The sequence below is a fragment of the Haloarcula quadrata genome, assembly GCF_003634715.1.
Taxonomy (GTDB): domain Archaea; phylum Halobacteriota; class Halobacteria; order Halobacteriales; family Haloarculaceae; genus Haloarcula; species Haloarcula marismortui.
This window is the reverse complement of the sequence record NZ_RBWW01000001.1, coordinates 107,054-133,665: the sequence shown is the minus strand read 5'-3', so window position 1 is coordinate 133,665 and position 26,612 is coordinate 107,054. Positions and strand designations below refer to the sequence as shown.

Annotated in this window: 22 protein-coding genes and 1 pseudogene; 15 read left to right on the top strand and 8 right to left on the bottom strand. The window is 65.3% G+C overall.

From position 1 onward, the window contains the following. From cobJ to BDK61_RS00655, 7 genes are all read left to right on the top strand, one after another. Positions 1-1,167 (top strand): precorrin-3B C(17)-methyltransferase, encoded by a 1,167-nt coding sequence (gene cobJ / locus BDK61_RS00685; RefSeq protein ID WP_004964938.1) that lies wholly within the window; start codon positions 1-3, stop codon positions 1,165-1,167. Continuing rightward, complete coding sequence (locus tag BDK61_RS00680; RefSeq protein WP_121302032.1) at positions 1,167-1,442, top strand: ferredoxin; 276 nt, start codon at positions 1,167-1,169, stop codon at positions 1,440-1,442. Before cobJ ends, BDK61_RS00680 begins: the two co-directional genes overlap by 1 nt. After that, entirely contained in the window at positions 1,439-2,098 is a 660-nt protein-coding gene (locus BDK61_RS00675) for a cobalamin biosynthesis protein (RefSeq protein ID WP_121302031.1), read from the top strand. The genes BDK61_RS00680 and BDK61_RS00675 overlap by 4 nt, the downstream gene beginning before the upstream one ends. Next, a complete protein-coding gene (locus BDK61_RS00670) occupies positions 2,095-3,318 on the top strand; it encodes a CbiX/SirB N-terminal domain-containing protein (RefSeq protein ID WP_004964930.1) in 1,224 nt (407 codons plus the stop codon). The genes BDK61_RS00675 and BDK61_RS00670 overlap by 4 nt, the downstream gene beginning before the upstream one ends. A gap of 24 nt (positions 3,319-3,342) precedes the next feature. Next, on the top strand, positions 3,343-3,714 hold the full coding sequence (locus BDK61_RS00665) for a DUF3209 family protein (protein ID WP_004964927.1): 372 nt from the start codon (positions 3,343-3,345) through the stop codon (positions 3,712-3,714). Next, entirely contained in the window at positions 3,707-4,972 is a 1,266-nt protein-coding gene (locus BDK61_RS00660; RefSeq protein ID WP_121302030.1) for an outer membrane protein assembly factor BamB family protein, read from the top strand. The genes BDK61_RS00665 and BDK61_RS00660 overlap by 8 nt, the downstream gene beginning before the upstream one ends. A 124-nt stretch (positions 4,973-5,096) precedes the next feature. Continuing rightward, the gene (locus BDK61_RS00655) at positions 5,097-5,804 is read left to right on the top strand and encodes an Rnase Y domain-containing protein (protein ID WP_004964923.1); all 708 of its coding nucleotides are present in this window, start codon (positions 5,097-5,099) and stop codon (positions 5,802-5,804) included. Positions 5,805-5,818: 14 nt separating this feature from the next. Here the strand turns inward: BDK61_RS00655 and BDK61_RS00650 are convergent, their stop codons facing one another. From BDK61_RS00650 to BDK61_RS00640, 3 genes are all read right to left on the bottom strand, one after another. Continuing rightward, positions 5,819-6,529, bottom strand: coding sequence for a CbtA family protein (locus BDK61_RS00650; protein WP_121302029.1), 711 nt, complete (start codon positions 6,527-6,529; stop codon positions 5,819-5,821). Continuing rightward, the gene (locus BDK61_RS00645; RefSeq protein ID WP_004964917.1) at positions 6,529-6,735 is read right to left on the bottom strand and encodes a CbtB domain-containing protein; all 207 of its coding nucleotides are present in this window, start codon (positions 6,733-6,735) and stop codon (positions 6,529-6,531) included. Before BDK61_RS00645 ends, BDK61_RS00650 begins: the two co-directional genes overlap by 1 nt. Positions 6,736-6,804: 69 nt before the next feature. Further along, positions 6,805-8,964 (bottom strand): VWA domain-containing protein, encoded by a 2,160-nt coding sequence (locus BDK61_RS00640; protein WP_121302028.1) that lies wholly within the window; start codon positions 8,962-8,964, stop codon positions 6,805-6,807. A 35-nt stretch (positions 8,965-8,999) separates the two neighbouring features. Between BDK61_RS00640 and cobN the strand changes: the two genes are divergently transcribed. The 3 genes from cobN (at position 9,000) to BDK61_RS00625 (ending at position 14,485) form a co-directional block, all read left to right on the top strand. Further along, positions 9,000-12,938, top strand: coding sequence for a cobaltochelatase subunit CobN (cobN, locus tag BDK61_RS00635; protein ID WP_121302027.1), 3,939 nt, complete (start codon positions 9,000-9,002; stop codon positions 12,936-12,938). Continuing rightward, positions 12,928-13,653 carry a precorrin-8X methylmutase gene (locus BDK61_RS00630; protein WP_004964906.1) on the top strand — a complete coding sequence of 242 codons (726 nt, stop codon included), beginning with the start codon at positions 12,928-12,930 and terminating at the stop codon, positions 13,651-13,653. The genes cobN and BDK61_RS00630 overlap by 11 nt, the downstream gene beginning before the upstream one ends. A gap of 67 nt (positions 13,654-13,720) precedes the next feature. Next, positions 13,721-14,485 (top strand): cobalt-precorrin-7 (C(5))-methyltransferase, encoded by a 765-nt coding sequence (locus tag BDK61_RS00625; RefSeq protein WP_121302026.1) that lies wholly within the window; start codon positions 13,721-13,723, stop codon positions 14,483-14,485. A 22-nt stretch (positions 14,486-14,507) separates the two neighbouring features. Here the strand turns inward: BDK61_RS00625 and BDK61_RS00620 are convergent, their stop codons facing one another. Beyond that, positions 14,508-14,975, bottom strand: coding sequence for a DUF2062 domain-containing protein (locus tag BDK61_RS00620; RefSeq protein WP_121302025.1), 468 nt, complete (start codon positions 14,973-14,975; stop codon positions 14,508-14,510). 76 nt (positions 14,976-15,051) lie between these two features. Then, positions 15,052-15,825: a CbiX/SirB N-terminal domain-containing protein gene (locus BDK61_RS00615; protein WP_007189681.1), complete on the bottom strand. Its 774-nt coding sequence runs from the start codon at positions 15,823-15,825 to the stop codon at positions 15,052-15,054. Positions 15,826-15,995: 170 nt separating this feature from the next. Between BDK61_RS00615 and BDK61_RS00610 the strand changes: the two genes are divergently transcribed. After that, entirely contained in the window at positions 15,996-16,484 is a 489-nt protein-coding gene (locus BDK61_RS00610; protein ID WP_004964894.1) for a cation:proton antiporter regulatory subunit, read from the top strand. A gap of 34 nt (positions 16,485-16,518) precedes the next feature. Further along, positions 16,519-17,730, top strand: a complete 1,212-nt coding sequence (locus tag BDK61_RS00605) for a cation:proton antiporter (protein WP_121302024.1) — start codon at positions 16,519-16,521, stop codon at positions 17,728-17,730. Between the two features lie 21 nt (positions 17,731-17,751). On the opposite strand, the gene BDK61_RS00600 is transcribed toward BDK61_RS00605, so the two are convergent. Further along, entirely contained in the window at positions 17,752-18,792 is a 1,041-nt protein-coding gene (locus tag BDK61_RS00600; protein WP_121302023.1) for a zinc-binding dehydrogenase, read from the bottom strand. Positions 18,793-19,258: 466 nt separating this feature from the next. Here BDK61_RS00600 and BDK61_RS00595 point away from each other — a divergent pair, with 466 nt between their 5' ends. Further along, positions 19,259-19,453, top strand: coding sequence for a XapX domain-containing protein (locus tag BDK61_RS00595; RefSeq protein ID WP_004518274.1), 195 nt, complete (start codon positions 19,259-19,261; stop codon positions 19,451-19,453). 84 nt (positions 19,454-19,537) lie between these two features. Here the strand turns inward: BDK61_RS00595 and BDK61_RS00590 are convergent, their stop codons facing one another. Both BDK61_RS00590 and BDK61_RS00585 read right to left on the bottom strand, forming a co-directional pair. Further along, positions 19,538-20,254, bottom strand: coding sequence for an urease accessory protein UreE (locus BDK61_RS00590; RefSeq protein ID WP_121302022.1), 717 nt, complete (start codon positions 20,252-20,254; stop codon positions 19,538-19,540). A gap of 3 nt (positions 20,255-20,257) precedes the next feature. Then, positions 20,258-23,710, bottom strand: coding sequence for a CehA/McbA family metallohydrolase (locus BDK61_RS00585; protein WP_121302021.1), 3,453 nt, complete (start codon positions 23,708-23,710; stop codon positions 20,258-20,260). Between the two features lie 178 nt (positions 23,711-23,888). On the opposite strand from BDK61_RS00585, the pseudogene tnpC reads away from it, so the two are divergent. After that, positions 23,889-25,362 (top strand): annotated as a pseudogene (tnpC, locus tag BDK61_RS00580) (IS66 family transposase). Positions 25,363-25,653: 291 nt separating this feature from the next. Next, the gene (locus BDK61_RS00575) at positions 25,654-26,580 is read left to right on the top strand and encodes a nucleoside hydrolase (RefSeq protein ID WP_121302019.1); all 927 of its coding nucleotides are present in this window, start codon (positions 25,654-25,656) and stop codon (positions 26,578-26,580) included. Positions 26,581-26,612 lie beyond the last annotated feature (32 nt).

Here is a 26,612-nt window from a genome sequence, read left to right as displayed (position 1 = left end):
ATGAGCACTGACAACACCACCGACGCAAGTACCGAGACAGAATCGAAGTGTGGCGCAAGCGAGGCTGGCGAGGCGCGCAGCGCCTCGAAGAACGCGAGTAGCGCGGAACGGAGTTCCGCGGACCGTTCGAGCGGGCAAGGCCCGCGAGAAGACGGCACGGCCGCGAGCGAAGCGGAAGCAGAGACCGATACCGCCTCCAAGTGCGGCGCGAGTTCGGCGAGTTCGTCCACAGAAACGACACCGGACACGAGCGACGACAGCGCCTCGAAGTGTGGGGCCTCGTCGTCGTCCGAATCGTCATCCTCGTCCAGCAGTAGTTCCTGCGGCGCGTCCTCGTCCAGTGAGTCGGACGAAGAGGAGGAAGTCGGTGCGACCGTTGACGATTTCGACGCCGAGCCGGGCCAGCTCATCGCCGTCGGCCTCGGTCCCGGGCAGCCGGAGGGGATGACTGCCCGCGCCCGCTCTGCGCTGCTGGACGCCGAACACATCGTCGGCTACACGACCTACGTCGAACTGCTCCCCGACGAGATTACTGAGGGAGCCGACGACATCTACAACACGCCGATGTGCGGTGAAGTGTCCCGAACCGAAGAGGCAATCGACCGTGCGCTGGCGGGCAACGACGTGGCCATCATCGGCAGCGGCGACCCGAACGTGTACGCGCTGGCCGGCCTCGCGCTGGAGATAATCGAGTCCAAGGGCGCGACGGCGACGATGCTCGACTTCGACGTGGTTCCGGGCGTTCCGGCGGCCCAGTCCTGTGCCGCCCGCGTCGGCGCGCCGCTGGTCAACGACACCGTCTCCATCTCGCTGTCGGACCACCTCACCGACATGCCGACCATCGAGTCGCGACTCCACGCCGCCGCCAAGGAGGGCTTTACCATCACCGTCTACAATCCTTGGAGCCGGAAACGGCGGGACAACTACGAGAAGTGCTGTGAAATCTTACTGGAACACCGCGACCCCGAGACCCCTGTCGGCGTCGTCCACGCCGCCGGCCGCGAGGACGAGCAGGTCGAAATCGTCGAACTCGGCGAACTGCCCGAACTCGGCGAAACTGACCTCGTGGACATGACCACCACCCTCCTCGTGGGCAACGAGGACACCTACGTCTGGGACGACCGGATGGTGACCCCGCGGGGCTACGAAACTAAGTACGACTACTAATGTACCGAATCACTATCGACCGCGACGCCTGCGACGGCGTGTTTGCCTGTCTCGTCCGCGACGACCGCTTCGTCGAGGATAGCGAGGGACTGGCGGCTATCGAGACGGACGACCAGACGGCAATCGAGGCCACTTTCGACGACGACCGGCGGGACGATGCCGAGCAGGCCGCTGCGGCCTGCCCGCTCGATGCGATTCACGTGGAATCTGTCGAGGAGGACGCCGGGGCCGCCGATACACCTGCCGCCAGCGACCACGAGGAGGTCCAGCCATGAGCGTTGAAACCGGTGCGCCAAACGATATGCTCGCAGCCCACCCCGAGACGGCGTACTTCTGGGGCCGGGTCACCGGCGACGGCGAGTGCGAGGACGGCTGTATCACTGTCCGGACGAACGACGAGACGGCCGCTCGGCGGCTCGCCTCCATCGCCGGTGCGGAGCGGGCCGACCGCCGCATCGTCGAGCGGGCGTATGCCCACGACACCTCGATTACCCGTCAGGAGGAGGAGTTCACGGTGCAGGTCGTCGGCAGCCTCGCTGACCGTGCCAGCGCCGCGCTTGGCCTCCCGTTCGACGGCGAGTCGGGCGGCTACCGCTTCGACGCGCTGGCCGACTACGACCGCCAGCTCCTCCGCGGCCTGCTCGAAGGCTGTGGCACGGTGTGTTTCAAGTCCGACGACGAGGCGGTCGGTATCTCCTTTGTCCACGAAGACGAGCGACTGCTCCGGACGATACAGACGCTGCTCGACCGCTGTCCGGTCGACGCGCCCTACGATGACCTCTCGGAGACGTCGTCGGGCTACTGGTTCGGCGTGGCCGACGACGCGGCACCTGTCCTCGGTGACTGGCTGTACGAGGGCAGCGAAGAGACGGGGCTGTTCGCGCCGAGCCGCCGGCGCAAGCTCCAGAAAAGCATTGAACGAGTCCGATGAGTGAAGCTATCACCGCGCCGGAGACGCTGGACGACGAAGCGGTGCTGCTGGTCGGCCACGGCTCCCGGCGCGAGAAGTCGAACGAACAGGTCCGCGACCTTGCGGTCGAACTGGAGGGCCGACTCGGCATCCCGGTCGACGCGGCCTTTCTCGAACTGGCCGAGCCGGCTATCGACGAGGCCATCGCGGGGCTGGCCAGAGCCGTCTCGCAGGTATCGGTGGTCCACCTCTCCCTGTTTGCCGCCAGTCACGTCAAAAACGACGTGCCGCTGGCTGTCGAGCAGGCCCGTGAGGCCCACCCTGAACTGACCATCAACAACGGCGCGCATCTCGGTGTCCACCCGGCCCTGCTGGACTTGCTGGACGACCGCGCGGCGGCCGTCGAGGCCGAACTGGGCGTCGACCGCGAGGAAGACGATGTGGCCGCCGTCGTCTGCGCCCGTGGCTCCAGCGACCCGGACGCCAACGCCGACGTGCACAAGCTCGCTCGCCTGCTGTACGAGGGCCGCGAGTTCTCGCGGGTCGAGGCGTCGTTCATCGGCGTCACCGAGCCGTTGCTCGATGACACGCTACACGACATCGCCAAGACGCGACCCGATGCCGTCGTCGTCATCCCGTACATGCTCGGGGACGGCGTGCTGACCGGCCGCATCAAGGACGGCGCACGCGAGTTCGACGAGGAATACCCCTACGTCGACGCCGCGCCCGGCGAACCGCTCGGGACCGACACGCGCCTGCTGGACGTGCTGGGCGACCGCTGGCAGGAAGCTCGGACCGGAAGCGTCGAGATGTCCTGTGACACCTGCAAGTACAAGGTCGAACTCGACGGCTACGAGGAGGACCAGGGCGGCGCTCGCGCGATGCTCCGGGCGCTGACCCATCAGGCCGAACACGCCGACCGCGAGAACGTCGACGACGACCCGCACGTCCACGACGCCCCGGAAAAACACGTCGCCGTCTGCACGAACCAGACCTGCGCCCAGGACGGCGCGCCAGCGGTCCTCGAACGCCTGCGGCAGGCCGCCCGCGACAGCGACCAGTGCGACGCCCGCATCACGCGGTCGTCGTGTCTCGGCCGCTGTGGCGAGGGGCCCATGGTCGCCGTCTACCCAGACGGCGTCTGGTACGGCGGCGTTGAGGACGAGGATGCCGCCGAGATTGTCTCCTCACATCTGGACCGCGACCGCATCGTAAGCGAACTCGTTGACCAGACCCTTTGAGCACACACCCAATTCATTACACACATGAGCTGCTACGAAATCGAGGCCCTCCGACTGGGTCTCATGAACGTTCTCGGTACCGAAGACGACCACGCGCGCCAGCACGCGGAACAGGAGCTGGAGGGCCACATGACCGGCCCGATAGAGGCCCTCGCCGGCGCGAAGACGCTCGCCGCCATCGAGCGCCACCTCGACGCCGCGCTCGTGGACCTCGAAGAGGAAATCGCCGCAACCCCCGAAGACGACCCCGAGTACGACTACCTCCGGGGGCGACTGGTCGCCGTCCGCGACGCCGAGCGGGCGGTGTCGCGCATCACCATGCAGGGCGAGGATGTCCTCGCCGGGCTCGGTGAGGCCCACGACGTGCTTCACGAGGCCTTCCCGGTCGATGAGTAGCCAGCGCGCCCCGACCGCTGACCTCGGGGACGTAGCGCCGGCCCGCTCGCGCCATCAGGGCCGCCGCTCGGCGGTCACGCTGACCAGCGGTCTCGCGGTCGTCGGCACCGCTGATGGGGACCTGCAGGCGTTCGACGTGTCGGCGGACGCCGGTCCGCTACACCGGCGCTGGCAGTACGGCACGGATGGCGAACCGAGTGTCGTCGCGGCGGTGCCTTTCGACGGCGGTGTCGTCACTGGCGAACGCAGCGTCCGCGGCGAGATCCGCTGTCACGATGCCGGCGGCGACCTGCGATGGCGGTACGAAACCCGCGGGGACCTCGGCGAGGCCCAGCAGGAGACGCGCTTCTTATTACCTTTCGTCGCCAGCCTCGCCACCGACGGTGACCGCTGCTACGCCGCTGCCCGGCGATACGAGCGCCGGACCGACGACGACGGGAACGACCTTCGCCACTTCGAGAGCGTCGTCTACGCCTTCGGAGCTGATGGCTCCATTGACTGGACATACCGGACCGACGGCTCACCCATCTCGCTCGATGCTGACAAGAACCGCGTCGCCGTCGCGTACAACCGGTGTCCTGGCGACCACCAGCACGGCCTCGTCGTCCTCGACGCCGACGACGGTGACCCGCGCTGGATGTGGGACCCCGGGACCGACGGCCAGCGTCGTGTCGGCGACGTTGCGCTGCTGGCTGACGGCGCTGTTGTCTCCAGCCACGGCGATTACCGCGGCTACCGGCTCGACAGCGGCGGCCGGGAGCGCTGGCGCGTCCCACTGGCGACGCCGACCGACGTGGCCGGTGACACCGTCTACGCGTACCCGAACCACGTCCACGCGACGGACGAGGGCGCGGTGTTCGTCACCGGCAACACATATCCAGAGGACGGCCGTGAAACGGACGCCCGCCACCCGAACGAGCACACCGCCGCTGGTGTCTCGCTCGATGGTAACCGCCGCTGGGACGCGCCCGTGGGCGGCTTCGCTAGCGGACTGGGAACTGATGGCTCGCTGCTGGCCGTTCCCGGCGCGCAGAACTTCCGGGACCGCGACGCCGACGACCACGCGCTTCGACTGTTCGATGTTGTCGACGGCCCCCTCGATACGTTGGACACCGACGGCGTCGTGACGGCAGCCGCAGTCTCCGATGGGACCGCTGTTGCTGTCGAGGAACCGGTCGTTTACCACGACGAGGGCCACGAACGTGGCGCGTACCGATTGCATCGAATCGAGACACCCGTCGCTGACGCGTCGACGTAGCGATCTCGGCTGTAACGGCACTCCAGACGACTCTTTGCTGTCCCCGGTTTGGCTCCGATTACTGTGTTATGTGGTGTCAAACTAACCGTTCGATAGCCGTAGCGTCTCGGTATAGGAGCCCAGTATGGCTGATAACACAGACCCGGACCACGAGGAGGCACAGCCGGCGGCGGACTACGAAGCCGACGACGACAGCACCGTCGATGACAGCGCCGACGACAGCACCGTCGACGACCGCCCAACCGAGCGCGAACGGGAGTTCGCGCAGATGCAGCGCCGGCTCAATGAACGGGAGATGGGCCTCGATCAGCGGAGCGCAGAGCTCGACCGGCGCGAAGAGAAGAGTGACGCCCGCGAGGAGGAACTCGACCGGCAAGAGGCGGAACTGGACGAACGGGAGTACCGGCTCGATGAACGCGAAGCCGCGCTTGACGACCGCGAGACCGACCTCGACAAGCGCGAGGCCGAACTGACAGAGTACGACGCGCAGCTTTCCGAGCGCGCCGCGGAACTCGACGAGCACGAGGAGACGCTGAACACCTACCTCTCAGAACAGATGTCGGACCTAGAGGAGACGGTCACCGGGACGATGTACGACGCATTGGAGCGGTACGAGAACCGGTCGGCTGGTCGGTTCGGCCCGACCGGTACGATGCTCGTCGGGCTGGCCGGCGTGGCGCTCGTCGTCGCCGGAATCGGGTTCGGCGCACTGGCGTCGGCTGGTACGGCCCCGTTCAGCGCCGGCGGGACGACGGCGAACCTCGTTATCGCCGCGGTCGTCGCTATCGTCGGGCTGGCGCTGAATCTCGGGACGGTTGCCGGAAAAATCTGAATCGTGTCGTTCCGTCAGTCTGCTGTCGCTGGATAGTCCCGCTCGTCCGCAGCCGCGGTGTCGTTCTCGCCGAGCCACGTGTGTACACCAGCGATGGTGGCCCACAGCACTAGCTGGCCGAACACGACCGTCCAGCGGTAGGCCGCGACGAGCGCCGCGGGCACGTCGCCGTGGACCGGGTTTGCCGGTGCGAGCGCGACCGGAACTGCGAGCAGTGCGAGCGGCAGCGCCATGACTCCGAGTCGAATGGCGGTGTGGTGGCGCGCTGTCCGCTGATACGCGAGCCCGGCGAGCACTGCGACCAGCGCCCCCAGTGCCATCAGGCCGGCGTACCAGGCGAGGCGCGTCTCTGTCCCAAGCGCCTGCTCGACGCCCGGTGGCTGTGGCGGCAAGACGAGCCACGGCGCGCCGGAGACGGTGAGAAAGCCGGCTCCCGCAAGCGCCAGTCGCTTCGTCGCGCCCGAGCCGGGGATTGCAGGTTCGAGGAAGAAGTACACCATCCCGAACGCTGCAACGCCGAACAGCAGGCCCCAGAGGACGCCGCCGCCGATGCTTACGACGGTCGTCGTGAGTTCGGAGACGACGGGGCCGCCCCCGCCGTGGCTGTGCTCAAATGTCTCCAGTCCAGCGGTGAAGGCGTTCCCGACCGTCGCGATGAACAGGCCGTAGACCAGCCCGCCGGCCACGCCGGCCATCGCGCCGCGTTCGAGGTAGTCAGTCGCCATCAGTGGCAGGTGATGCCGGCGCTGTGGCGGAAGTTGTGCAGTGAGTCGTGCAGCATTGGGTCCTGCACGAACAGCAGCGTGAAGCCGAGCGCCGCCACCAGCGCGACGGCGATGGCGATCTGTGGGCCAGTCAGGGATGCTCTGGCGCGTTCGATACGGTCGTACACGCTATCCGCCGCGTGTTTGGTATCAGTGTCATCCTGCATTGAAATCTCGTTTGTCTTAAGAACAAGTAAGATTGTAAAACTTCCGCCTGATACAGCGCCGACCAAGAGCTACTGGTCGCTGGCGACGGCATCGACGCGCTCCGCGGTCAGCGCGTCCAGTGAGACCACTGACGCGTCCGTTTCCTCTGCAACGAGGTCAAGTAATCCAGCACGGCCCGCTTCGCCGGCATTCACGACGATAGTCCGGGTGGCTGCTTCACCGAGCGTTCGCGCCGCGGTTCTGGTCGCTGCGACCGGACTCCCGTCGGCGGTGTTCGCCCGCCCGTCGGTTACGACGATGACGACGCCGGCATCCGGGTCCGCCCGGTCGAGCACTTCGCAGGCGGCCGTCAGCCCGTCCGGCAGTGGTGTCCGGTCGCCTGTGGGGAGGTCTTTCAGATGGCGTGCCGCCAGCGAAACGCTGTCAGTGGGCGGGAGTACCACGTCCGCGCCCTCGCCGGCGAAGGTGACGAACGCGACTTCGTCGCGGGCCTGATAGGCGTCTTTCAGCAGTTCCAGTACTGTGCCTTTTGCGGCTTTCATCGCCGGGCGCATCGACGCGCTCGCGTCGACGGCGAACACCACCAGCGTCTCGGCGTCGCCTGCACGAACGGACTTCCGAAGGTCACGTGACTCGACACGGCCGCTCCCGCGACTGGCCGCCGCCCGGACCGACGCTGCGGCGTCGACCTCATCGTCCCGGCCGGCGCGCTCGGTTCGGACCGTTGCACCGCGTTTCGTCCCTGTCGCGCTCGCACGGCCGCTTGCGTTCCCACCGTCTGTGTCGACCGACGGGGCATCCACGTCGGGTGCGCCGCTGTCGCCGACTGTGGCGCGGGACTGGCCCGGCAGCAGCGGGGTGGCGTTTTCCGGGTCGTCGGACTGGTTGGACTCCCCCTCCCCACCGTCGTCTCCGGCCGCTCCTTCGCCGTCGCCGGCCTCTGCTTCCTGCCGCTCGCCGTCGCTGTCGGCCGAAGCGGGCGTCGGCTGCTCGCCGCGCTCGCCTGACTCGTCGTCGCCGTCCTCGTTGGACTGTTCTCCGTTGTCCGGCCGCTGGTCCTGCTGTTCGCTCTCGTCTTCGTTACCCACAGAACCGGCCCCGTCATCTTCCGGTTCGTCGCCGGCCCCCGCTTCCTCGTCGCTGTCCGCGTCACCCCCCTCCTCACCGCTTTCTTCGTCATCGGCGGACTCCTCCTCAGCCTCGCCCTCCTCGTCCTCGAAATGGTCGTCGAGCACGTCGTCCACGTCCGGCGCGTCCTCGAAGGGCCGGGAGGTGAGCCGGTGGGGGAGCGCGAACTCGGCGGCCCGCTCGATATCCGATTCGAGTACCGTCGTCCGCCCGTCCAGCGCGGCGAAGGTTCTGGCCGCCCGCGCTGTAGCGATATCGCCGCGGTGGCCGTCGAGGCCGGCGTCCCGGCAGAGTTCGGCGATCTGTTCGCGGAACTCGCGGGCGAGGTCGACCTCCGGGAGCAGGTCGCGGGCGGTCCGCAGGCGCTCGCCCGGACCGCGGTCCGGTTCGGTCTGCCTCTCCTCGTCATCGCTTTCCCCGAGCGCCTGGTCGATGATAGCGACGCGCTCCTCTAGGTCCTCGCAGGCAGACACCTCGGTCTGCAGGGCGAAGCGGTCCCGCAACTGCGGGCGCAGGTCGCCTTCTTCGGGGTTCATCGTCCCGACGAGCGTGAACTCGGCGGGGTGGGTGACGGTGACGCCATCGCGCTCGACCCGGTTTTGGCCGCTCGCGGCGGCGTCGAGGAGTACGTCCACGAGATGGTCGTCGAGCAGATTCACCTCGTCCACGTAGAGGATGCCGCGGTTCGCGCGGGCGAGCAGGCCGGGGTCGAACTCGTGGTCGCCGTCGAGCGCGTCGGCCACCGACAACGTGCCGACGACGCGGTCCCGGGTCGCACCGAGGGGGAGCGTCACGAGTGGAACCGAACGAGTTTCGACCGGCGGGTCTGAGCGTGTCCGGCAGTCCTCGCATTGCTCGTCGGGCCGGTCTGGCGGACAGCCGTAGGGGCAGTCCGCGACCGCGCGCTGCTCGGGCAGCAGGTCGGCAAGCGCGCGCACCGCCGTCGACTTCGCTGTCCCCTTCTCGCCGCGGACCAGCAGGCCGTCGAGGTCGTCGTCCGTCGCGACCGCGAGCAGGCCGTCCTTGAGGTCGCGCTGGCCGACGACGGCCGCGAACGTCGGTCCCTGCGAAGCTTTTTTGCCCGCGCCGAATACAACCATACTTGTATTAGTGCAAACGGAGATTTAATAACGTTATGCCACAGCTAGGACTCTACACCGCGACGGAGAACGAACTCGGGGCCGTCCAGCGGGCCGCGGGCGAGGTCGACGCCGACCTCGTCGTGCGCTCGGAGAGCGACCTCGACGACGAGCCAGCGGTCGAGGCGTTCGTCGACGAACTGACCGACGCCGACGCCGTCGTCCTCTGGCTCCACGGGGCCGAGGACAGCATGCCCGGCTACGAGATGGCCGTCGAGCGGTTGCGCGAGGCCGGCGTCCCGCTCGTGGTGAAAGCGACGGGCGACGCCTTCGCCTTCGAGGACACGTCGGTTCCGGACGAGCACCGCGACACCGTCTACGACTACCTCGACAAGGGCGGGGCGAGCAACGTCGCCAACTGCGTGCGCTACCTGGTGGCGCAGTACGGCGACGCCGACCCATCCTACGACGACCCGGTGACGCTGCCGACGGAGGGCGTCTACCATCCCGACCATCCGGGCGCGAGCATCGACGAACTGCGGGCGACGTTCGACCCCGCGAAGCCGACCGTCGCCGTCTGGTTCTACGAGTCCCACTGGACCCACGAGAACACCCGCTACGTCGACGCGCAGGTCCGGGCCATTGAGGCCCACGGGGCGAACGCGCTCCCGATATTCTGTGAACCGGCGACCGACGCCGAGGGCCAGTGGAACGCCGAACAGGTCACTGAGGAGTGGCTCCTCGATGCTGACGGCAACCCGCTGGTCGATGCAGTCTGCTCGTCGTTCATGTTCTCGCTGTCGATGGACGAGCGCGGCCGCAGCGCCGACGACGAAGGCCAGAGCGCCGAGGACGTGTTCCTCGACAAACTCGGCGTTCCGGTCATCCAGACCGTGACGACGATGCGCTCCCGGTCCCGGTACGACAGCAGCGATACGGGCGTGATGGGCTTCGAACTCGCACTTTCGGTCGCGCTGCCGGAGTTCGACGGCAACGTCATCACCCACCCCATCTCGGGTAAGGAGCGGACCGACGACGCCGCCGATATCGGGAGCGCGCCGAAACAGCACTTCCCCATCGACGACCGCATCGACCACGTCGCGCGGCTGGCGGTCAACTGGGCCGAACTGCGCCACACCCCGAACGACGAGAAGCAGGTCGCCGTCGTCCTCCACAACTACCCGCCCAGTGACGACGGCATCGGGACCGCCTTCGGGCTGGATTCGCCCGAGAGCACGGTGAATCTGCTCGAAGAGCTGGACGCCCGTGGCTACGACCTCGGTGATACGATGCCCGAGAGCGGCCAGTCGCTTGTCGAGCGCTTGACCGCCCAACTGACCCTCGACGACCGCTGGGTTGCGCCCGAAGACGTGCGCGAGCTGAGCGTCGACACCGTCTCGCCGACCCAGTACGGCGAGTGGTTCGAGATGCTTGACGACGACTTCCGTGAGAACGTCGTTGAGGAGTGGGGCGACCCGCCCGAGCGCCCGTTCGCAATTCCCGGCGTGGAGTTCGGAAACGTGCTCGTGACGGTCCAGCCCCCACGCGGGTTCGGCATGGACCCCTCGAAGGTATACCACGACTCTGACCTCCAGCCGCCACACGACTACGTCGCCTTCTACCGCTGGCTCCGCAACAGCTACGAGACGGACGCTGTCGTTCACCTCGGGACTCACGGCAGTCTGGAGTGGCTGCCGGGCAAGACTGTCGGGCTGGACGGCGAGAGCGCACCGGACCAGCTCATCGACGACATCCCGAACGTCTACCCCTACATCGTCAACAACCCCGGCGAAGGCACACAGGCGAAACGCCGCTCGTACGCGGCTATCGTCGACTACCTGACGCCGGTGATGGCCAACGCCGGGACCTACGACGACCTCGCCGACCTGGAGGAGCTGGCCGACCGCTACCGCGAGGCCGGCATGGAGGACGCCCGGACCGACGACGGCGAGCACCTCGCCGAGCAGATACGCCAGACAGTGGACGAACTGGACCTCGCCGTCGAACTCGGTATCGCCGGCGAAATCGACGAAAAAGCCGACGTCCGTGGGCCCAACGAAGCTGGGTCGACGCTCGTTGAGGGTGACGTGGCTGGCGACGACCTCGACATTGACGCCCTCGTCGAACGGGTCCACGAGTACCTCACCGACGTGAAGACGACGCAGATCCGGAAGGGGCTGCACACGATGGGCGAGCCGCCGGCCGACGACCGACTGGTCGACTACCTGGTCGCGCTCACACGCCTCGAGAACCCCGGCGCGCCGTCCCTGCGCGAGAGCGTCGCTGGCGTGCTGGGCGTCGACTACGACAAGCTCCGGAACGCCCCCGGCGAGTACGACGAGGCGCTGGGGATGACCTACGCTGAGGCCGCCGACCACGTCCACGAGACCAGCAAAGACCTCGTCCGGACGCTGGCCGAGCACGACTTCGACGTGCCCGAGAGCGAACTCGAAGACAACACCTCGGAGGTGAATATGAACCTTCTCGTGGTCGACATCGAACCGCTCGGGGATGCCCGCGTGCGGTCTGGCGCACACGAGGACCTCCGCGAGGCGCTGGCCTACATCTGCGAGGAGGCGGCCCCCCGGGTGGCCGGCGCAGCCGACGAGATTCCCCGCACCGCCGACGCGCTGGCTGGTGAGTACGTCCCGCCGGGCGGCTCCGGCGCGCCGACCCGTGGCGGTGTCGACCTGCTCCCCACAGCCAGAAACTTCTACACACTGGACCCGCGGAAGGTCCCGGCCAAGACGGCGTGGGACGTGGGCAGCGAGGTCGCCGACGGTGTACTGGAGCGCCATGAAACGGACGAAGGCGAGTACCCCGAGGAAATCGGCGTCGTCGTCTGGGGCACGCCGACGGTTCGGACCCGCGGCGAGACAATCGCACAGGTGCTCGCGCTGATGGGCGTCGAACCGGTCTGGTCCGACGCCGGCCGCGTCGAGGACGTGGAACCGATTCCGCTCGAGGAACTCGGCCGGCCGCGTATCGACGTGACGACGCGTGTCTCCGGCCTGTTCCGCGATGCGTTCCCGGCGGCAGCGGGGGTCGTCCACGACGCCGTCGACGCCGTTGTCGACCTCGACGAACCCCACGAGATGAACTACGTGAAGAAACACGTCGAGGAGGAGACCGACGACCTCGTCGCGGATGGCATGGACGAGGGCGACGCCGAGAGCGCGGCGAAACACCGCGTGTTCACGACCCGGCCGGGCGGCTACGGGGCCGGGACGAACAAGGCCGTCGACGAGGGTAACTGGGACGACCGCTCGGACCTCGCCGACGTGTACGTCCAGTGGGGCGGCTACGCGATGGGGTCACGCGGCCGAGTGAGCGACGCTCACGACGCATTCGAGCGCCGTCTGTCCTCTGTCGACGCGACGGTCAAAATCGAGGACACCGCCGAGCAAGACGAGTTCGACTCCTCGGACTGGTACGCCTTCCACGGCGGCTTCATCTCCGCGGTCACGGAGATTGCCGGCGAGGAGCCGAACTCCTATGTCGGGGACTCCTCGGACCCGGACAACGTCGACGTGTACACCAACGAGGAGAAAGTCCGGAAGGCGATGCGCGCCCGCGTCCTCAACCCCTCCTGGCTCGACTCGATGGAGGAACACGGCTACAAGGGCGCTGGGGACCTCTCGACGACGGTCGACGTGGTGCTGGGCTGGGACGCCACGACCGACGTGGTCAGCGACACCCTCTGGGAGGACGTGGCCGAGCGCTACGCCTTTGACGAGGAGCGACAGGACTGGCTCCGGGACGTGAACCCCTGGGCGCTGGATTCGATCACCGACACGCTACTCGAAGCTATCGACCGCGGGCTCTGGGACGCCGACGACGAGACCCGGGACCGCCTGCGGGACCTGAATCTGGAAGTTGACGGTGACCTGGAGAGCCGAGCGACGGGGGGTCCGGAGCGAGGCTCTCCGAACGAGCGAGCGGGGGGCAGTGCGACCCGCGAGCAGGACGAGGAGGTGACTTCAGATGACGACTAACACGGACGATGCGACAGACGGTGACGCGAACAGCGACGACGGCTTCGAGGAGTACGCCGACCTTGGCGCGACCACCTCGAACGCAATGGACATCGCGGAGACGTCGATGGACCGCGTGCGCGAACTCGTTCCGGACGAGACGCTGGCCGATCGGATTCGCCAGAAGTCCGTCCACGCGACCGGCGACCCCGAGTTCCAGCACCTCGTTCGCTTCACCGGAGCGGACGACGACGAGCCGGTGCGGGCCGGTGCGCAGGCGGTGCTGGACGAACAGCCTATCGTCACCGACATCACGATGGTCAAGGCCGGCATCACCGGCCGCGGCCACGACTGCCCAGTTCAGAAGGCCATCGGCAACGGCGCGGAGCTGGCCGCCGAAACCGGGATGACACGCACGGCCGCGTCAGTGCTCGAACTCGACAAACAGGGTGTCTACGACGGCGCTATCGCCGTCGTGGGAAATGCCCCGACAGCGGCGCTCGCGCTGGCAGATTGCATTGAGGACGGCACTCGGCCGGCCGTCGTCGTCGCCACGCCCGTCGGCTTCGTCAAGGCTGCTGAGAGCCGGGAACGGCTCCGCGAGGTCGCCGCCGAACATGGCGTCCCGACCATCACGAACGTCGGCCGCCGCGGCGGGAGCGGGCTGGCCGCCGGGCTGACGAACGAACTGGTGCACGTAGCCTCAGACGTACGAGAGGGGGTGGTCGATCTATGACCTCCCCCCTCGAGACGAGTGAGCGGGGAGAAACGACCCGTGAGCCGCGATGGAGTGGTCTCCATAGATGACTGAGAACGACGACTACGACCTCGATTCGGGACCGGACCCAGCCGATATTGCGGCGAGCGCGCCCGAGGGCCCCGACGCGGACGGGCCGGTCCACGCCGTCGGCATCGGCCCGGGCAACCTCGATTTCCTGACGCCGCGTGGCGAGGAGGCGATCCGCGAGGCTGACGTTGTCGTCGGCTTCGAGACAGTCGTTGAGTTCGTCGCCGACCGGACCGATGCGGACCTCCTGACCTGTGGTTACCGGGACGAACTCGACACGCTGGACGCCTTTGCCGAACGCGTGGCCGGCGGCGAGCGCGGGACTGCGGTCGCGATGGGCGACCCGAACCACTCTGGCTACCAGTTCGTGGGGAAGGTCCAGCGTGCCGTCGACCGTCCGGTTCGTATCGTGCCGGGCATCTCCTCGCTCCAGATCGCTGCCAGCCGTGCTCGGACGCCGATGGAGGACACGACATTTGTCACGCTGCACAAGAGCGGCGACCTCTCATCCGATCTCGACCGGCTTCGGAACGATGTGGGCGACCGACACCTGCTCGTGCTGCCGCGCCCCTTCGACCTGATGCCCGAAGACATCGCAGCCGAGCTGTTGGATGCCGGCAGCGACCCCGAGCTACCGGCGCTGGTCTACGAGCGGCTCACCCACGATGACGAGGCTCGGACCGCAACGACGCTCGGCGACCTTGCGCAAGATGCTGGCGGCAACAGCAAGGACGACACACGGTTCTCGGATCTTTCGGTGTTTGTCGTGCGGCGGGAGTGAGGTCGTACTGCGACAGTCGCTATTAGCTGACCGCAGCCGACCCAGCCTGCCGCTGCCTGTACTCGTTGATCAACCGGAACGCGAGCACGTACCCGACAGCCGCGAACACCACGGCTAGAATGACGTTGCCTGTCCATAGTCGGACCAGCACGTCGCTCCCCATCGAGACAGAGACGCCGTCAAACGACAGGCCGGGCACCGGCCCCAGAATCTGGTTACCGAGCCAGAAGCTCGACGCGTACACGCCCCACTTGACCGGCGGATTGAGTATCAGGACGGACGCGAACAGCGCGACCTTGCTGAGCTGTTTGAACAGGTACGCGAGGACGAGGAAGGCGATAAAGCCGGTGCCAAGCGTCGGTAGTGCGGTGAGGAACACGCCGACGCTGAAGCTCATCGCGACTTCTCGCGGCGAGTGGTCTTCTATCAGCGCAGCCACCAGTTTCCCTTTGACCTGCTCCCGCGTCTGCGCTACTCGTCGGCGAACCATCTATGTGCCAGAACGTACCGTGGGTACAAATCGCTTCCTCTCGTTCTGAGTCCGCGGTTCTGCCACTGCGACAGCCCTAATCACCCTCGCCGTCGGTCGCCATCGGCCGGTTTGTTGCGGCCAGCGTCGCCTCGAAGGTCTGCGGTGTGCGTGTGTCGGCCATCGTCCGCGCCGTCTCGACGGCGGTCGCGACGGCCTCGGTGACGAGCGGGTGGTCACCCAGTGTGTCGGTGTAGGCGAGCCCGCCTCTATCGAGGTCGAGTTTGGCGGGGATCTGTGACTCGGTCGCGTCGGTTGGCGCGAGAAAGAGCGGCACGGCGACAGCGTGGTCGTGGGCGAGGTTGTACCTGACACATTCGACAGCCGGATTCTGGAGCAGATAGCACGGTTCGACCTCGCCGAAGGCCGAGCGCTCGCGCAGGCGCTCGGCGTGGTACTCCGTCACCTGCCGCTGATACGGTTTACCGCTGGAGCCGAAGGCGACGAGCGCGACGGAGGAGTCAGCGGCTTCCGGGACCGCAGCGGCGGCACGGTCACGGATCGCTTCGGTCAGTAGCGGGCTGCGACCGACTGGTTCACAGTAGTGCGTTTCAGCGTCGATTTCGTCGAGTGCCGCCGGCACGTCTGTGACTGTTGAGTGGTCGTGCGCGACGGTCATCGGCAGCGCGAACACGCGGTCGGCATCGATGGCTACCAGTTCGTCGCGTAACTCCCGACGGGGTTCGTGGTCGTAGGTCAGCACCGTCACGTCGGTTGCTACGCCGCGCTCACGCAGGCGGCGAGCGTGTGTCTCGAAGGGCGTAGCGCGTGACGTGTCCCGACCGATGAGCAGGAGTGTGTCGTGTGGCATTGGTAGCTCCCAACGCTAAAACAAGCTGAGTTGTTTTAGCGAAAGTTGGCTTGCCTGAACGTTGGCAGGAACCCACTAATACCTTTGGGTCCCGCCTATCGGGTGCCGGCGACCCGCTAACTGAGGTCCGGGCACAGAGGCTTATACGCAGTCGAACGCAATCCCGGCGTATGGACGTGACCGAGAGTGACCTGCCCGGCGTCGGAAAGAAACACGAGGTAAACATCGGCGGTGGACAGCAACTGGTCGTCGTGACCCACAACACGGGCACTCGCGAACTGTACCTGAAAGAGAGCGCGGACGCAGACTCCGAGAAACTCCTCGAACTCTCTGACCGGATGGCCCGACTGGTCGGCACGATACTCGAAGGCGCGTACTTCCAGCCGGTCGAATCCAGCCACGTCGAGACGATGCTGTCGGAAGGGACGCTGCTCGAGTGGTACGCGGTCGAGGCGGACTCGCCACTGGTCGGCGAGACACTGGCCGGTGCTAACGTCGGCCAGCGAACCGGCGTCACCGTTGTCGCGATACAGCGCGGCGACGATGTCATTCCCGGCCCCACGTCGACCGTCGAAATCGAGGACGGCGACACTGTTGTGGTTATCGGCGAACGCGACAACTGCGAGTCATTTGAGAAGCTCTTGGCCGGGGACCTGTAGATGGTCAGAACCGAGTCGCTGGGGGGCTGCTGTCGTGGCTGACCTGCTCGGCATCGGTGTGTTGTTCGCCGCCGTTGCAGCCGCTACGCTCGTCGCGGTGTGGCTGAACAAGTCGGTGATCCCGTTGTACATTGTCATCGGGATGGTACTGTCGCCGTCTGTCGCGGGGCAGGTTGCCGTCGCTGGCTACGGTCTTCCGGTCGTCGAATCCTCGGAGTTTATCGAACTCGGCGCGGAGCTCGGTATCGTCTTTCTGCTGTTTTTCCTTGGCTTGGAGTTCAATCTGGACCGGCTGCTGGACAGCTGGGAGCGCATCACCAGAGCGGGGACTATCGACCTCGGCATCAACTTCGGTGTCGGGCTCGTGCTCGGGTTCGCGCTGTTTCGGGACCCGCTTGCGGCCTCTCTGGTCGCCGGCATCGTTTACATCTCCTCGTCAGCTATCATCACGAAGTCGCTTATCGACCTCGGCTGGATCGCCAACGACGAGGCCAACCCAATGCTCGGGACGCTCGTGTTCGAGGACCTGTTCATCGCGGTGTATCTCACAATCGCCGCCGCGCTCGTCACCGGTGGGTCCGACCTCGGGGCCGCCGCGACCTCTGTCGGCGTCGCGCTCTCATTCATCGTCGCGCTCCTGCTGCTGGCCCGTTACGGGACGCCATGGTTTGAGCGGGCCTTACAGACGACCTCGAACGAGTTTACCGTGGTGCGAGCCGTCGGTATCACGGTTTTCATCTCCGGGCTTGCCCTCGCTATCGGCGTTAGCGAGGCCGTCGCCGCGTTCTTCATCGGGATGGCCTTTGCCCCGACCACTCACACGCACAAGCTAGAACGACTGCTGGAGCCCCTCCGCGACACGTTTGCGGCGGTGTTTTTCTTCTGGATCGGCGTCGAGACCGACCCGCGACTGTTCGCCGGCGTCGCAGAGCTCGTCGTCGCCGCTATCGTCGTCACGACGCCGACAAAAATTCTGTCGGGCTATCTGAGTGGCCGTGCGTACGCCCTCACCCCGCGCCGGTCAATGCGTGTCGGCCTCGGGATGGTCACTCGTGGTGAGTTCTCCCTGATTATCGCCGCCGTTGCCCTGACCGGGGCAGGCGCGTCACTGTCGACCGAGTTGGCAAACGCCGTCTACTCGTTTACCGTCGCATATGTCCTTCTCATGAGTATTCTCGGCACAATGCTGATGCAGTACTCGGCTCCCTTCGAGGCGTTCGCGACGGCTCGGTTCGGAGCGGAGTAACGACAAAAACGAAGGGCGGACCTACAGTTCGCTGTCGGGAACGACCACGACCTTCCCGAAGCCTTCGCGGTCCTCGATTATCTCGTGTGCCCGGGCGATTTCGCTCATCGGCAGCGTCTCGCGGACTCGCGGCTCCATCTCACCCTGCCAGACCAGATCCAGCACTTCATCAGCCTGCCCTGGGGTGGCCATCGTCGAGCCGATGACCTGCAACTGATTCCAGAAGATGCGGTTGATGTCCGTTTCCGGGTTGCCGCCAGTCGTCGCCCCGCAGGTGACGACCCGGCCGCCCTTGACGAGGCTCTTGAGCGAGTCCTGCCAGGTCTGTGCGCCGATGTGGTCAACGACCATGTCGACGCCGCGGCCGTCGGTCAGGTCCCGAATCTCGCTCGCGAAGTCCGTCTCCTCGTAGTTGATTGTATGGTCCGCACCCAGTTCTTTGGCGTAATCGAGTTTCTCCTGGCTGCTGGCGGTCGCGAACACCTCAGCGCCGGCGTGGTCGGCAATCTGGACGGCGGCGTGGCCCACACCGCCGGACGCACCGAGCACCAGTACCGACTCGCCGGCCTTCAGGTCGCCGCGGTCGCGCAGCATCCGCCAGGCGGTCTGGAACACCAGCGGCGATGCGGCGGCTGTCTCCCAGTCGACGCCCTCGGGGACTGGGGTGAGATTCTCCGCCGGCACGGCGGCGTACTCGCTGTGGACACCCCGGACGTGCTCGCCGATGATGTGGAAGTCCGGCGCGAGTGTCTGGTCACCCTTGCGACTGAACTCGTCGCCGCCGCCGCTCTTGCCGGCGAGGACGGCCACCCGGTCGCCCGGTTCGAACCGCGAGACACCGTCGCCGACCTCGTCGACAACACCCGCGGCGTCACTGCCCGGAATGTGTGGCATCTCGAGGTCAATGTCGGGGAGCCCGCGCCGCGTCCAGATGTCGAGGTGGTTCAGCGCGGCCGCCTTCACGTCGATGACCACCTCATCGCGGCCCGGTTCGGGGTCGGGAAACTCGCCATACTCAAGCACATCACGGTCGCCGTGACTGTCGAACTGAACGGCTTGCATCGTCATCACTTCCCGTGGCTTAGTTATAAACGCCAGCCTCCCGGACGATACTGAGCGTGGTTGCTCCTCTGGCGGTATTCAGCTTGCACGTATATAGCCCTATAGCTTTCTACTTCAAGATTATTTGCATACATAATGAGATAAGTGTCTACAGTAAAACCGCTCTTACCGCTTTTCACTCTCTACGTGGCTAGATATACTAGAGACAAACCTAGAAAATGAGTATGTATCTCTCGAAAATACCTTATTCGGATAGCTGGATATACTTCTTGGTATTACAGAACTGTCTGCGGTTGGTGTGTGCTACTCCCAACCATTGCTGACCTGATGAGGAGCATACTTACCGCTCGAATCCGTTCTATATGCCACCAATGGCACACACTTCAAACACACCCGTCGGCCGCTTTTGGGGCGCTTCGACACCCGATTGCGTGGGTCCTCGCTGCAGAGCAGTGGTGACCGACCGATGAATCTCTCACTCGTCATCGTCGCGACGATGACCGGCGTCGCTACCGGCGTCGTGTTCGGACTGCTGGATGTTCCCATTCCGGCCCCGCCGAACCTCGCCGGTGTCATGGGAATCCTCGGAATCCTCGTCGGCTATCGCCTCATCGAGTACTTCGATGTCGGCGTCAGCCTGCTGTCGTTGCTGAAAGTCTGAGCGACGACACGGCGTTTTTCGAACCGAATCGTACTCTCTCCCGTTCTCAGAACGACGGTGACGGCAGTGACTACACCGCTGCCGTCAGTGGTCTGCGTGCTCGGTTCCGTTGTGCTGGTGAATGCTTTCGGTCCCGCTGTGGTCGGTTTCAGCGTGGTCGTGGTCGCGCGTGCGGCGGCCGTGGTACGTGTCGAGCGTCCGTTCGAGCAGCGCGGTCCGCGTCTCGTGGCCCTCGGCGACCGGTTCGACCCACCGCGATTCGGTTCGCCAGTAGCCCATCACGTCGCCGGACGGCTCGATTACCTCCGCGTCGAGGCCTTCGACCCCCCAGTCGTCCGTGTACGCCTGGATGAACGAGACGACGACCGTCTCGATGCCGGCCGCGAGTTCGTGGCTGCGCGTGCTCTTCGTGACGTAGGTCAGCCTGATGCGACTGTCTTCGACGGCGAGGGAGTCAATATCGACGAACCACTCGCGCAGGTGGGATTCGAACGCGGCGAGTTCGGTGTCGGCAGCGATATCGGCTTCGTCGTCACTACCGTCGTGGCTGTGTCCATCGCTGTGGTCGTGACCGCCGTCTGTGTGCGTGTGGCCGTGCGCCTCGTCGTGGTGTGCCCCATCGCCTGCCTGTGCGGGCGTTTCACTTGTCTCGGACGTTGCCGCCGAGCCGCCAGCTCCGGTATCGCCCGGCTGGCCGTTCTGTGTACCGCCGAGGCTGCTACAGCCGGCGCTGGTCACCGCAGCCAGCGCGAGGGTTCCGAGGAACCCACGCCGACTCCGTCGCTGGCTGGTGTCCCGCATGGCTCAGGTCCTCCGCCGCGTTGCGAGCAGCGCTGCACCGATGAGTGCAAGCAGCGTGACGACGGCGGTGAACCCGGGTCCGGACGCGGCGGTCGTCTCTGACTCCGCGGTTGCAGTGTCATCCACCGCCGTTGCTGCTGACTCGCCCTCGGTGTCTGGCGCGGCAGTCGCCGTGGCTCCGCCGGACTCGCCGTTGCCGTCAGTCCCGGATTCGGCTTGCTGACCGGCCGAAATCCAGACTGGGCTAGTCAGCGCTCGGTCGCCGTCTTCGTCGACGACACGGAAGGCGACCCACGCGTTCCCGTCGATATCAACGTCGGTGCTCATGGTGTCGTTCGTGCCGTCGAGCGTGACGTTCGAAACGGTCGTGCCGTTCCGAATGACCTCGGCGTAGGCCAGTTCGTCGAGGTTCCGGACCGTTGCGGACGCCTCTACGGACGACCCGGCGGTCGTGTTCACGGTCTCGCCAGGCATCCCGTCCTCAACGGTGAACTCGACGGCCGGACCGTACGTCGCGTACGTGTGCCCGTCTTTCACTGACTGGGCCCACTTGTCAGGCGTGACGGTCCCTTCGACGTATGCCCGGGTGCGGGCGCTCCCGTATTTCGCCGGGAAGCACTGCGAACAGTGGTCGTCGCTGACCCCGGTCGCCGTGATGTCGTAGCCGTTGTTCCAGAGGGTGAACAGCCCCTGCACGCTCGCTGCGTCGGACTCGCCGTACGGGCCGTTGTACGCCTCGATGGCGTCGACCATCGGGAGGTACTCCTCGTGCTGTCCGGGCGCGCTGTCGAGGCTGACGAAGCGGTCACCCGGATGGTTGATCTGGAACACCGTCGCGTTGTGTCGGCTGCGGGACTCCTCGATGAACTCCACGAGGGTCCCGTCGGAATCAATCATCTCCTCGCCGTGCAGCGGATAGGGGTTGAAGTGCCCGAGGTCGCCCGTGGTGATCTCCTCACTCCGGACGAACATGATGTCGCGCTCCTGTGCCTGTGACTGCATCGACCCCCAGCCGCCGATGGCGTTGTGGTCGGAGATGAACACTGCGTCAACGCCCGCCGATTTCTGAATGGCGACGAAGTTGTCGATGGGCGTCTTGCCGTCGAAGCTGACGCTGCTGTGGGCGTGGGGGTCGATGCCGACCCAGTTGCGTTCGCTTGGGTCGAGTTCCTCGGTGAACGTCGCGTTGACGCTGACCGATTCGCCGGGCGTCACCGAGATGTTTTTCTCGACCGGCTCGGCGATGTAGCCCGTCCCGTGGTTGAACACCAAGGTGTAGTTACCGGGCGGAAGCTGGAACGAGGCCGTGCCGGCCGGCGTCGTCCGGGTGTAGACGGTCTGGACCGCGGTGCCGCCGTCGAGCACCGTAATCCGGGCATCGGCGGGGCTGACCTCGCCCTCGTCGTCTATCGTTGCGGTGACGTTGACGGGAGCCGGTCCTTCTAGCGAGTCGAAGTCGGCGGTTGTCGTTTCGCCGCCGCTGACGGTGACGGACTTGGGCTCTGATGCTGCGAACCCGCTGGCATCGGCCGTCAGCGTGTACTCGCCGGTGGGGAGTTCGAGTTCGTACGTTCCGGTCTCCGAGCCGACGGTGTAGGTGAACGCACGGTCGTCCTTTGAGGCGGTGACTGTGGCCTGTGAGACGGACTCGCTGTCCGTACTCTCGATGCTGCCGGTCACCGTCCCTGTCTCGGTTCCCTGCTGCTTGTTGTAGTACTCGCTGGTCGCGCTACTTGACCCATCTTCGCCGACGAAGAAGGCGAACTCCGCTGACCGCGTTTCGCCGGGGTCGAGGCGGTGTTCGAGCCACGGGTCAACCCAGGTTGTGGACCCCGTGTACGAGGTAAATGAGCCGTTCCCGCCCCAGACGCCGTAGCTCACGCGGTCACCGGTGAGCGCGGCCCAGGGCTGGTCGAGCGTGTCGGCACTCACTGGTGGCGAGCGCGTCTCTTCGATCGTTCCCGAGCCAGGGAGCCAGGTCGACTGCCCCTCGGAACTCAGTGCGGCCCCGCTCTGGAGGCGCTCGGAATCGTTGCTCGGGAGGCGCTGGTCGCCGCCGTTTTCCATCGTGGTGTTGATCCAGATGTGGCTGGAGTTGGCTGGCAGCGTGTACGTCGTCGTAATCGAGACGTTCGGATTCGTGCTGACGTGGCCAGTCGCGGTGACGACTGCCGCGCCGTTTGGCCCGGTTGCGTTCTGGCGCTCGAAGGACTCGTAGACGGGCCACGTCCCGAAGTTGTTGAACGCGAACTCGGCGACACCGATCTGGTCGGTCGTCAGCCCGTACGCGTTGGCGTCGTAGATACCGCCCGGCAGCGTGCCGAAGGGTCCGTTCGTCTCGGTACCGATGGCGGCGGCGACTTCGCTGTTTTTCAGCACAATCGTCTCGTTTGCTGGCGTCTCGCCGCCCTTGACTCGCTCGCCGGTGACGGCGACCGGCTTGTCCGGTCGCTCGACGTGGCCCGACGAGGCCAGCCACTTCACCGTCCGGAAGAGGAACGGCCGCGTATCGGTTTGCTGGTGTTCGGCCTGCCACTCGTCGGTGAGATACGTCGTGAGCGACTTCTGACTGCCGAAGGCGACGACGCGGCCGTTGTCACCGATATCCCACGTCGCGGCCGCACCAACGATGCGCTCGCCACGGGGGTACTCCTTCTCTGTCGTGGAGTAAGTGTATTCGTAGGTATCGCTGTCACCGTACAGCAACGGGGCCTGCGTCCCGTTGTCCGTGTCGGTCACGTTGAGACTGACGCCGTCGTACTCCACGGTGTCCACGTTGTTCATTATCGGATGTTGGCCCGTGTTGTGGAGCACAACTCGCCACTCGTAGTCTTCGACTGTCTTGTTGGTCGGGTCCTGAATGTTCCGGAGCCACTTGTCGCTCTCGCCGTTGAAGTGGAGTCCGTACGGGTCGGTGATGTCGTTGAGCTTGCCGGCGTGACCCTGTAGCGGTGAGGTCCAATCCCCGACGACGAACAGGCTGCCGCCGTTTCTGACGTATTCGTCGATCGCATCCTGTTCGGCCTCGCTATAGGCCGTCTGAGGGACGGGAATAACGACCACGTCGTAGTCCGACAGCCCGTTCGCGGCCGAACTGTTCCACGAGGTCAGCCCGCCGGTCGTCGACCGTTTCGTGTCGACGTCGTACCCGCGTTCGCTGAGTCGGTTTGCGAACTTCGTGAACGTCGAGCCCTGATGACTCCCGTCGATCAACACGTCGACCCCGGCCCCACTGTTGTTGAGATCGACCGAATTATCAGGCACTGGACAACTACTGTCAAGCTGACAGGTCGCCCCACCAGCTGCGGCTGTCTGTGTCGCTGTCTGGCTATTCGCCGTTACCAACTCGTTTTGCTCGCTCGGTACAGCAGCGGCACTTCCAAGGAAGCCGGTGCTGACCACCGACAGAACGAGTAGTACGCTGAGTAGTACTGGTCGTATGTGATTTCTGTCCATCACTTCCCGTACAGTATTATGACTATATAGTTAAAATTTGTGATAGACGCACTATTTCTGGATACTGACTGTTGTCTGTAACGCATCGGTTTACCCCCAGAACGATTTCGGTACTCTCTCGTAGATTGCCCCTGACCTGCCAGTAGGTCAATGCAGGCGACAAAGGCGATTGTGAGGGATGGTCTCTCTGACAGAGACCATCCCGTGTCGTCTGCTTTGGGGAGTGCAGTCGCGTGACTTCCTCAGATGACAGCGTTGAGGTTTCGCGTGAGGAACTTCTTGCGCTCAAAAATCGTGTTGAGAAGCTTGAACAGGAGAATCAACACCTCCGCGAAGAGAACAAGCGGCTCAGAGCCAAACTTCGCTGGCACGAAGGACCGCACACCCCCTCCAGTCAGAAACAATCTGACTCTGAGGAGTCGTCCTCGTCTTCATCCGACGAGGACGACGAAGAACCTCGTACTGACGGCGGGACACCGGGTCGAAAATCCGGCCATAATCCCGAGTGGCGGTCTGCACCCGATCCAGATGAGGAGGTCGAAGTCACGTGTGACTGTTGCCCTGACTGTGGTGAGCAGTTCGATGAGTCGGAGGGCATCAGCCCGCGACTCGTCGAAGAGATTCCTGATCCGCAGCCTGTGGAAGCTACCCAGTACAACCGCCATTACTACGAGTGCGACTCGTGCGGAACCGAGACGGTGGCATCACACCCCGACTGCCCCGATGAGGGGCAGTTCGGGGTGAACGTCATCGCGCAGGCGGCTCTTTCCCGGTACGATCACCGGCTTCCCTACCGAAAGATCGCTGATCGTTTCAACCAACTCCACGGATTGGACCTTTCGGGCGCGTCCGCGTGGCATGCGACCGAGCGCGCAGCGCGCGCCGGTCGCTCGGAGTACGAGCAGATACGTAGACAGATTCAACAGGCCGACGTGGTCAACGTTGATGAAACGGGAATCAAGCGCGACGGAGACCAAGCGTGGCTCTGGACGTTCCGAACGGACAAGCACACGCTGTACGCCGTCCGGGAAAGTCGTGGCCACGATGTTCCTGCGGAAGTCCTCGGGGAGGACTTCGCAGGAACGATTATCTGTGACGGGTGGACAGCGTACCCAGCTTTCAGCAAGAAACTCCAGCGGTGTTGGGCGCACATTCTCCGGGAGGCCGAGGATGCTGCCGAACAGCAGGAAGAAGGCGAACCGATCTACCGAGCGCTCACACAGTTGTATGCCGCTCTCCAGACTCAGCTGGAGAGCGACTTGACACTGCGCGAGCGGGCAGAATTACAGCGTGTCGCGCGGAGAGAACTCGAATCGTTGATTGAGCGGTCGGTCCCCGACGGACCAGTGGCAACACTACTCGGGAAGATCGAAGGAGGCCTCGACCACTGGCTCACCTTCGTCGGTGAGCCAGCGGTCTCGCCGACGAACAACGCTGCGGAAAACGCGCTACGTGAACCAGTCGTTCTTCGGAAAATCATCGGGACACTCCGGAACGACCGCGGAATGTTCGTCCACGAAACCCTCTTCTCCCTGCTGGCAACGTGGAGCCAGCAGGGACGCAATCCCTATGAGGAACTCAAGCGAGTCGTTCGGGACAACGAGATGATCTCACGAGCTCGCGCTGTACCGGTCGTTGAATCCACAGGGTAAACACATACTCTGTAACGAACGACCAACTTCGCCTCGTCCCTTCGAACCGTGGCTCGGATTTCGACTCTGGGGATGGACCGACTCTTTGCTGTCCCCTGCTATCACACCGCTTGGCCAGTATAAGACGGCGTTGACGGACACACCTGATCTGTCGGCCACACATTCCGACACACCGATTGTGGTAGCGACGATGGCCCGACAGATCGTCCACAGGTCTGTCTACAGCGGTGCTTCCGTGTTACATCCGGTACGTACCAGCCTTTAAGACCCGATGGGCGGAATTTCGGAGGTATGTCACGCAAAGTCTTCTTTGATACGGACCCTGGCTGCGACGACGCGGTCATGCTGGCGATGGCGCTCGGTCACGATGCAATCGATGTTGTCGGTCTCTCGACTGTCTGCGGGAACACGACTATCGAGAACACGACGCGAAACGCCCACGCGATACTGGGCCTCGGTGGCTACGACGTTCCGGTGTCCCGGGGCTGTGGTCGCCCGCTCGTCGACGACCTCACGACCGCCGAGTGGATTCACGGCGAGAACGGGCTCCACGGCGACATCCCCGACGCCGACGGCAACACACGGGATATCCACGGGGCCGATGCAATCGTCGAAGCTGCCCACGAGTACGGCGACGAACTGACGATCGCGGCCGTCGGTCCGCTTCCGAACCTGGCGATTGCACTGGCCAAGGAGCCGCGGTTACCCGACCTCGTCGACGACATCTATCTCATGGGTGGGGCGGCGATGACGACCGGGAACGTGACGCCGATGGCCGAGGCCAACTTCCACAACGACCCCGCGGCGGCCAGCCGCGTCCTGCAGGACGCCACCACGCGGATGGTCGGGCTGGATGTGACCAACCGCGCCACCGTCTCTCCCGAGTTCATCGAGGAGTTCCGCACGGCCGATGGCATCCGGGGGACTGTCGCCCAGTGGCTCGACTACCGGCCCGACTCCGGAACCTACCCACTGGCCGACGCGCCGGCCATCCACGACGCCGCTGTCGTCGCCGACATCATTGACGAAACGGTGCTCACTTTTGAGGAGTACTACCTTGAGGTAGACACGACCGGCGGCCCCTGCCACGGGGCCGTCATCTGTGACGAGTACGGCACGACCGACAACGAGCCAAACAGCCGTGTCGCTGTCGACATTGACGTGGACCGTTACCGCGAAGTGCTCGAAGCCGGCGTTAGGGCTTACGCGGCGGAATAATCCAAAACATCGCTCTATGACGGCTGCGTACG

Bases quoted from the DNA above. Each gene is read 5' to 3' on its own strand.
- BDK61_RS00600 (WP_121302023.1), bottom strand. From the start codon at position 18,792: ATGCAAGCCGTTCAGTTCGACAGTCACGGCGACCGTGATGTGCTTGAG.
- BDK61_RS00645 (WP_004964917.1), bottom strand. From the start codon at position 6,735: ATGCAGGATGACACTGATACCAAACACGCGGCGGATAGCGTGTACGAC.
- BDK61_RS00615 (WP_007189681.1), bottom strand. From the start codon at position 15,825: ATGCCACACGACACACTCCTGCTCATCGGTCGGGACACGTCACGCGCT.
- BDK61_RS00665 (WP_004964927.1), top strand. From the start codon at position 3,343: ATGAGCTGCTACGAAATCGAGGCCCTCCGACTGGGTCTCATGAACGTT.
- BDK61_RS00585 (WP_121302021.1), bottom strand. From the start codon at position 23,710: ATGGACAGAAATCACATACGACCAGTACTACTCAGCGTACTACTCGTT.
- BDK61_RS00680 (WP_121302032.1), top strand. From the start codon at position 1,167: ATGTACCGAATCACTATCGACCGCGACGCCTGCGACGGCGTGTTTGCC.
- BDK61_RS00610 (WP_004964894.1), top strand. From the start codon at position 15,996: ATGGACGTGACCGAGAGTGACCTGCCCGGCGTCGGAAAGAAACACGAG.
- cobN (WP_121302027.1), top strand. From the start codon at position 9,000: ATGCCACAGCTAGGACTCTACACCGCGACGGAGAACGAACTCGGGGCC.
- BDK61_RS00630 (WP_004964906.1), top strand. From the start codon at position 12,928: ATGACGACTAACACGGACGATGCGACAGACGGTGACGCGAACAGCGAC.
- BDK61_RS00640 (WP_121302028.1), bottom strand. From the start codon at position 8,964: ATGGTTGTATTCGGCGCGGGCAAAAAAGCTTCGCAGGGACCGACGTTC.
- BDK61_RS00595 (WP_004518274.1), top strand. From the start codon at position 19,259: ATGAATCTCTCACTCGTCATCGTCGCGACGATGACCGGCGTCGCTACC.
- BDK61_RS00620 (WP_121302025.1), bottom strand. From the start codon at position 14,975: ATGGTTCGCCGACGAGTAGCGCAGACGCGGGAGCAGGTCAAAGGGAAA.
- cobJ (WP_004964938.1), top strand. From the start codon at position 1: ATGAGCACTGACAACACCACCGACGCAAGTACCGAGACAGAATCGAAG.
- BDK61_RS00590 (WP_121302022.1), bottom strand. From the start codon at position 20,254: ATGCGGGACACCAGCCAGCGACGGAGTCGGCGTGGGTTCCTCGGAACC.
- BDK61_RS00675 (WP_121302031.1), top strand. From the start codon at position 1,439: ATGAGCGTTGAAACCGGTGCGCCAAACGATATGCTCGCAGCCCACCCC.
- BDK61_RS00655 (WP_004964923.1), top strand. From the start codon at position 5,097: ATGGCTGATAACACAGACCCGGACCACGAGGAGGCACAGCCGGCGGCG.
- BDK61_RS00660 (WP_121302030.1), top strand. From the start codon at position 3,707: ATGAGTAGCCAGCGCGCCCCGACCGCTGACCTCGGGGACGTAGCGCCG.
- BDK61_RS00670 (WP_004964930.1), top strand. From the start codon at position 2,095: ATGAGTGAAGCTATCACCGCGCCGGAGACGCTGGACGACGAAGCGGTG.
- BDK61_RS00625 (WP_121302026.1), top strand. From the start codon at position 13,721: ATGACTGAGAACGACGACTACGACCTCGATTCGGGACCGGACCCAGCC.
- BDK61_RS00575 (WP_121302019.1), top strand. From the start codon at position 25,654: ATGTCACGCAAAGTCTTCTTTGATACGGACCCTGGCTGCGACGACGCG.
- BDK61_RS00650 (WP_121302029.1), bottom strand. From the start codon at position 6,529: ATGGCGACTGACTACCTCGAACGCGGCGCGATGGCCGGCGTGGCCGGC.